Annotated in this window: 4 protein-coding genes and 1 pseudogene; all 5 read right to left on the reverse strand. The window is 62.9% G+C overall.

Features of this window, described 5'->3' with window-relative positions; genetic code table 11:
* Nucleotides 1-311, reverse strand: a pseudogene (locus ACWCQK_RS41615) (helix-turn-helix domain-containing protein); the annotation flags it as partial.
* Nucleotides 312-1,253: 942 nt separating this feature from the next.
* Nucleotides 1,254-2,141 carry a tetratricopeptide repeat protein gene (locus ACWCQK_RS41620; protein WP_451164402.1) on the reverse strand — a complete coding sequence of 296 codons (888 nt, stop codon included), beginning with the start codon at nucleotides 2,139-2,141 and terminating at the stop codon, nucleotides 1,254-1,256.
* Nucleotides 2,142-2,322: 181 nt separating this feature from the next.
* Entirely contained in the window at nucleotides 2,323-3,531 is a 1,209-nt protein-coding gene (locus ACWCQK_RS41625; protein ID WP_451164404.1) for an ATP-grasp domain-containing protein, read from the reverse strand.
* Nucleotides 3,532-3,624: 93 nt separating this feature from the next.
* On the reverse strand, nucleotides 3,625-4,107 hold the full coding sequence (gene panD, locus ACWCQK_RS41630; RefSeq protein ID WP_451164408.1) for an aspartate 1-decarboxylase: 483 nt from the start codon (nucleotides 4,105-4,107) through the stop codon (nucleotides 3,625-3,627).
* 724 nt (nucleotides 4,108-4,831) lie between these two features.
* Nucleotides 4,832-5,011: hypothetical protein (locus tag ACWCQK_RS41635; protein WP_451164406.1), on the reverse strand; the 180-nt coding region annotated here is incomplete at its 5' end.

Genomic DNA, 5,011 nt, shown 5'->3' on the forward strand with positions numbered 1-5,011 from the left:
CGACCGCCTCATCGCCGCGCTGCACCACCCTTGCGAGCCGGGACCTGAGGCGACCAGCCGTGCCAGTGCAGCAACAGGCACACCCCGGGCACCGTATAGCTCTTGTGGAACATCCGCCCGATCAGCGTCCGGACCCGCGCCAGCGTCCAGCGCTCGTCAGACCAGCCATGCGCCACCGCCCCCAACGCCAGCGCCGCCTCCAGCTTTATAAACAACTCGTCGCCGAGCCTGGGCAAGGACGCCGGCCCCTTCGAGACGAGGCCCGCTTCCCCCTGCTCGGCAGTCAGCCCACCACCCTGCGCGTACCTCATGACCGTGATGTACCGCGACGATCACGACCAGTCAGCACCCCACGACATCACGCATTACAAGTCAGTATTACTCGAAGCCCGCAGCGGTCCGGGGCGGGACTCGGCGGCCTCCACGGTCCGAAGTGCCTGGTAGAGGGTAAGAAGGGCCCATATCTACTGGTCGGCCCCGGCCTGGGCTTCGTCGCGATGGCGTCAAGGTCGTCCTGACTTCCGGTCAACCAGCCTGGCGACCTGACTACTGTTCGAACCGATCACCAGATCGCCTTCCAAGTGCCCGGATTCGCTGCGGTTCCCTGCCGCCCCGGGCCGCTCCTTTATCGGTCGGGCATCGGTGATCTGTGAGCACCACTGGCCTTTCACCGTGCGGCGCTTGTTCTTCCGGATCAGGCGGCCAGTCCGCAGACGCTTACACAGTTCGCGCGGGGCCACTTTCCAGCGGGTGGTGCTAAATCGATCGGTAGATCGTCTCGTGAATGATCCACATGACGGGGTCGTCACCGTGATGCCGTCGCAGGTGGCCGACGATCTACTCGGGCGACCACTCATCTTCCAGTAGCCTCACCACCGTATGCTTCAGCGCGGGCCTGCGGGCGAGCAAGTACTGCTTCGGGCGTCGAGCGCGATCAAGTGCGCGGTCCTGTGCAGCGATTGCCTGGTAAGCGTCGTGTTCGCCATTGTTGTTGACTCCACAGCTGATCGTCGATACCGCGCGTCCCAGAAAGCCAGCGATCGTCCGGTAAACTCGCCAGCACAGAGTCGGCGCGAGATCTCCTCCCACTCGCCCATGGTCAGGCTTCCGGCCCGCATCTTGCGAGGTTCGGGAGCGATCCCTCCGTGGTGCTTGAGGACCGTGAACACCGAACCCGGCGGCTTGCCGATCTGCCTGGAGATGACACTGATCGACTCCCCGGCCCTCCACCGTCGCCACAAGTCTGCCTTCACTCATTGGTGGTGACCGAGCACGTCGCAGAGACCCTGGCGGGCGGCGATCAGGGTGGGGTGGTCGGGGGCGACGCGGGGGGTGAGTATAGCGATGGCCCTGGTGTAGTGGAGGGCGGCCTGGCTGGGTTGACCGAGTTGGCGGTGGGCTGTGCCGAGGTTGGTCAGGGTCGGGGCCAGGTCGGGGTGGCTGTTGCCGAGCAGGGTTTCCTTGAGTGCAAGCGCCTGGGTGTAGCCGCTGATGGCGTCGGTGTGGTGGCCGCGGCGGTGCTGGAGGGCGGCGAGGTTGTGGGTGGTGACGGCGATCTCGTAGTGCTCGGGTCCGTAGACGCATTGGAAGACCGAGAGCGCTGTGCGGAGTTGAGCCTCGGCCTCGTCGAGGCGGCCACAGCCGTCCAGCAGGGCGGCCCATGCGGCTTGGTCCGCAGCGACCACGGGGTGGTCGGGGCCGTGCAAACGGGTACGGATGCGAACTGCGCGGGCGGCCCACGGTTCACCCTCGGCGGGGCGGCCGTGGGCGTGGAGCAGGCCGCCCAGGTTATGGCAGATGGTCGCGATGCTGTCATGTTCGTCTCCGTAGGCTTGCTGGTAGATCGCCAGTGCTCGGCGGTACAGGGTTTCGGAGCGGTCGAAGTTGCCGGTGTACTTGCCCAGCACACCCCATTCGTTGCACACCGCAGCTACAGCCTGCGAGTCGGGGCCGCAGCAGTGTTCGGCGGCCGTCAGTGTCAGGGCCAGAAGGAGCCCCGCTCTGCGGTAGTCGCCCCGCTCGCGCCACAGGCGGGCCAGCCGGATCTGGGCGGGCAGCCGGCGGGCGTGCTCGTAGCGGTGTCGCGTGACGGCGGCACGCGCTTCGATTTCAGCGGACGAATCGGGCTGGGACTGTGTCATGGTGTGATTCCAAGTCCGCTCTCGACCCCGGTGAACATTCCCGCTCACAGCACTTGTCAGCCACTCCCGCGCAGCGCGGGTAGCTCAGAGAGATGACTTCCGACTGGAAACGGAAACCCCGGTACGACCGCACCCACGAGCAACCCCTCCAGCGATCAGACAGATGACCTGCCAATGCCCCTCAGTGTGCTGTGATGCGGTAATCGAGCGTACTTAGGACGGTCGCCGCGCGGGCACGCAACTGGCTCACGGATTCAGCGGTGACCGTGAAACCGAGGAACATGTTTTCCTGCTCCAGACTGCTGATCCGGTGGCCGTTGATGATCTGCACGTCCATGACGCCGGGGAGTTCACGTATATCGGCCTCGCTGGTGCTGACCTCGACGGTGCCGAGTTCATCACCCTCAACATAGACCAGCCCAATGATAGGCTGGTCGCGAACTGGGTCCAGCCCTTCCTGCGTGAATGTGTACTCACCCAGCGACATGGAAATGTGCGCCTCAAAGGGATCGATCCCGCAGGGCCCCCAGATCGCCGGCAAATAGATGCCACGACCGGGTCGGGGATTGATTTCCACGAGTTCCGTCCGACCATCCTCAGTAGTCCGGCCCTCAACGTGCAGCCAGAGCTGGTCGAGGCGGAGGTCGGCGCAGAGCGCGCTGATTGCCTCGCTTAGAACACGCACGCCTTTCCTCACGTGATCCCGCTGAGGTGGATGGAGATTGATACCCGCGTCATGGTGCCTGGTTTCATCGTGGTCAGGCTTCTCGCTCGCCAGCACTGGATGGAAGCGGCCAGCCAGGACCGGGCCATCCACGGTGTACTCGGTGTACTCGGTACCGGGGAGGTACTCCTCGATGATCAGCTCTGTGTCGGCGAAGCCGAGTTCGGCCAGGTGATGCTGGTATGCAAGGAGCTCGGCAGGCCCGTCGACCCGGCGAACCAGCCGCGAGGCCGAAGATTCACGTGAAGGTTTGACGATGGCGGGGAAGAAGTCCACCTGAGCCGGGTCGCTGGAGAAGCGAATGGCAGACAGTCCAAGAGCCTGCATGCGCTCTCGGACCAGCGTCTTACTAGCCAGCACACCACGATTGACGTCACCACCCGGAAGACCGTAATGCACGGCTATGGCAATCTGCCAGGGCAGCAACAATTCAATCAGATTGACGACAGCGATGGGGACTATGCCACGCTCGTCAAGTCGGGTAGCCAGCGTGGACACTTTCTCGCAATCCCAGTCCACTAGAATATGGTCATCGCATTTTTCGCGGTTCCGGTCGTCAGGAAGATCAGAGATCAGCACCGGGCGCAAACCACGAGCTCGCAGCAGTCCTGCAGCGGGGCCCACACCGCCGGAATGCCATTTCGAGAGAAGGAGTACGGATTGCACGCTACCTCCAGAGCTGAATTTAGGGCCCGGATCCAAACATTCGAACCGGGATCAAGAGTCCATGAGAGAGAGTCGCGCCATTGAGAGTAACCACTACTCAAACGAATGGCGGCGCCGTGCTGGCGGGATACAGCTGGGCCAGTTCTTCGGGGAGGCTGTCACGGCCTGTGGGCTGCGCTCTTGGTCCGAACCCGGTACCGGCTCCAATGGGTCGACACCCAGGGCCACGATCTGGTTAGCCTGGTTCACGTGCACGACCCGCGGCGTCAGCGCCGGCGCCTCAGCGTCAGCGTCAGCGACCTGAGCGTAGCTGATGATGATCACCAGGTCGCCGGGATGCACGAGGTGGGCGGCAGCTCCGTTGATCCCGATCACCCCGGACCCGCGCTCTCCCTCGATGATGTAAGTCTCCAGCCGCGCACCGTTGGTGATGTCGACGATGTGCACCAGCTCACCGGGCAGCAGGTCGGCGGCGTCGAGCAGATCGGCGTCGATGGTCACCGATCCCACATAATGCAGGTCGGCCTGGGTGACCGTGGCGCGGTGGATCTTGGACTTGAACATGGTGCGAAGCATAAAGAAACTCCCGATTCGTCTAAAGGCGGTATCTGGAGACTTGTACGTCTTCACAGCCGAATAATGAGTAGTGACTACTCGACCAGAAAGCGTCGACATGAACCACCACGGTGTTCGAGGAGCGCGAGGACGTGAACGTCAAGCCGGGCAGCGGCCTCATGACCAACGGCAACGAAGTACTCATTGAGGCGGGATCCCAGTTGCGCAGCCAGGGAGACTGCGCGCCGTAAAGTAGTCGCTGTAAACTTCCCAGTCCCCGGCGACTGGTTGCCGTAGTCTGCCTCCTGTAGGGTGTTACACAAGACCGCGATCTGGGCATCTCCTAGGTACAGCCGCCGCGTTACGTGCTGAACGAGACATTCGTGGGGCTGCGGATAATGCAGTGCTCGGTCTGCTGAAGGTGTTGCGGGAGCAGGGAGTCTCGATGGACTCCATCACCGCCGAGATCTGAGCCAACTCAGACATGACACTTTTCCCTTGTGCCATCGACAGAGTCCGCAATCCAGTCCAGTCAATTCAGTGACACGTGTGATTCCCCTTACAGGCGGCACCGGCGCATCACCGGGAGAACCGAGCGGTGCATACCGGGCATCACTACCTACCAACACCAGTGTTGAAGTCTTTGTCCACCAAGTCGTCCCTCCAAGAGAGACACATGAAAGTGCTCTCGGTCGGCGCCGTTGCAACAGCAGCCGACCGAGGCATCTACCTCATGTGCATCGGGTCAGCCAACCACGATCTCGCTGTGATTGGGGACCAGGGCCCCATCGACGAGACACATCTCGACGTCCCTGTCAAACTCGGCCGTCACCACGATCTCGCTGTGATTGGGGACCAGGGCCCCATCGACGAGACACATCTCGACGTCCCTGTCAAACTCGGCCGTCACCACGATCTCGCTGTG

The sequence above is a fragment of the Streptomyces sp. NPDC002306 genome, assembly GCF_053593435.1.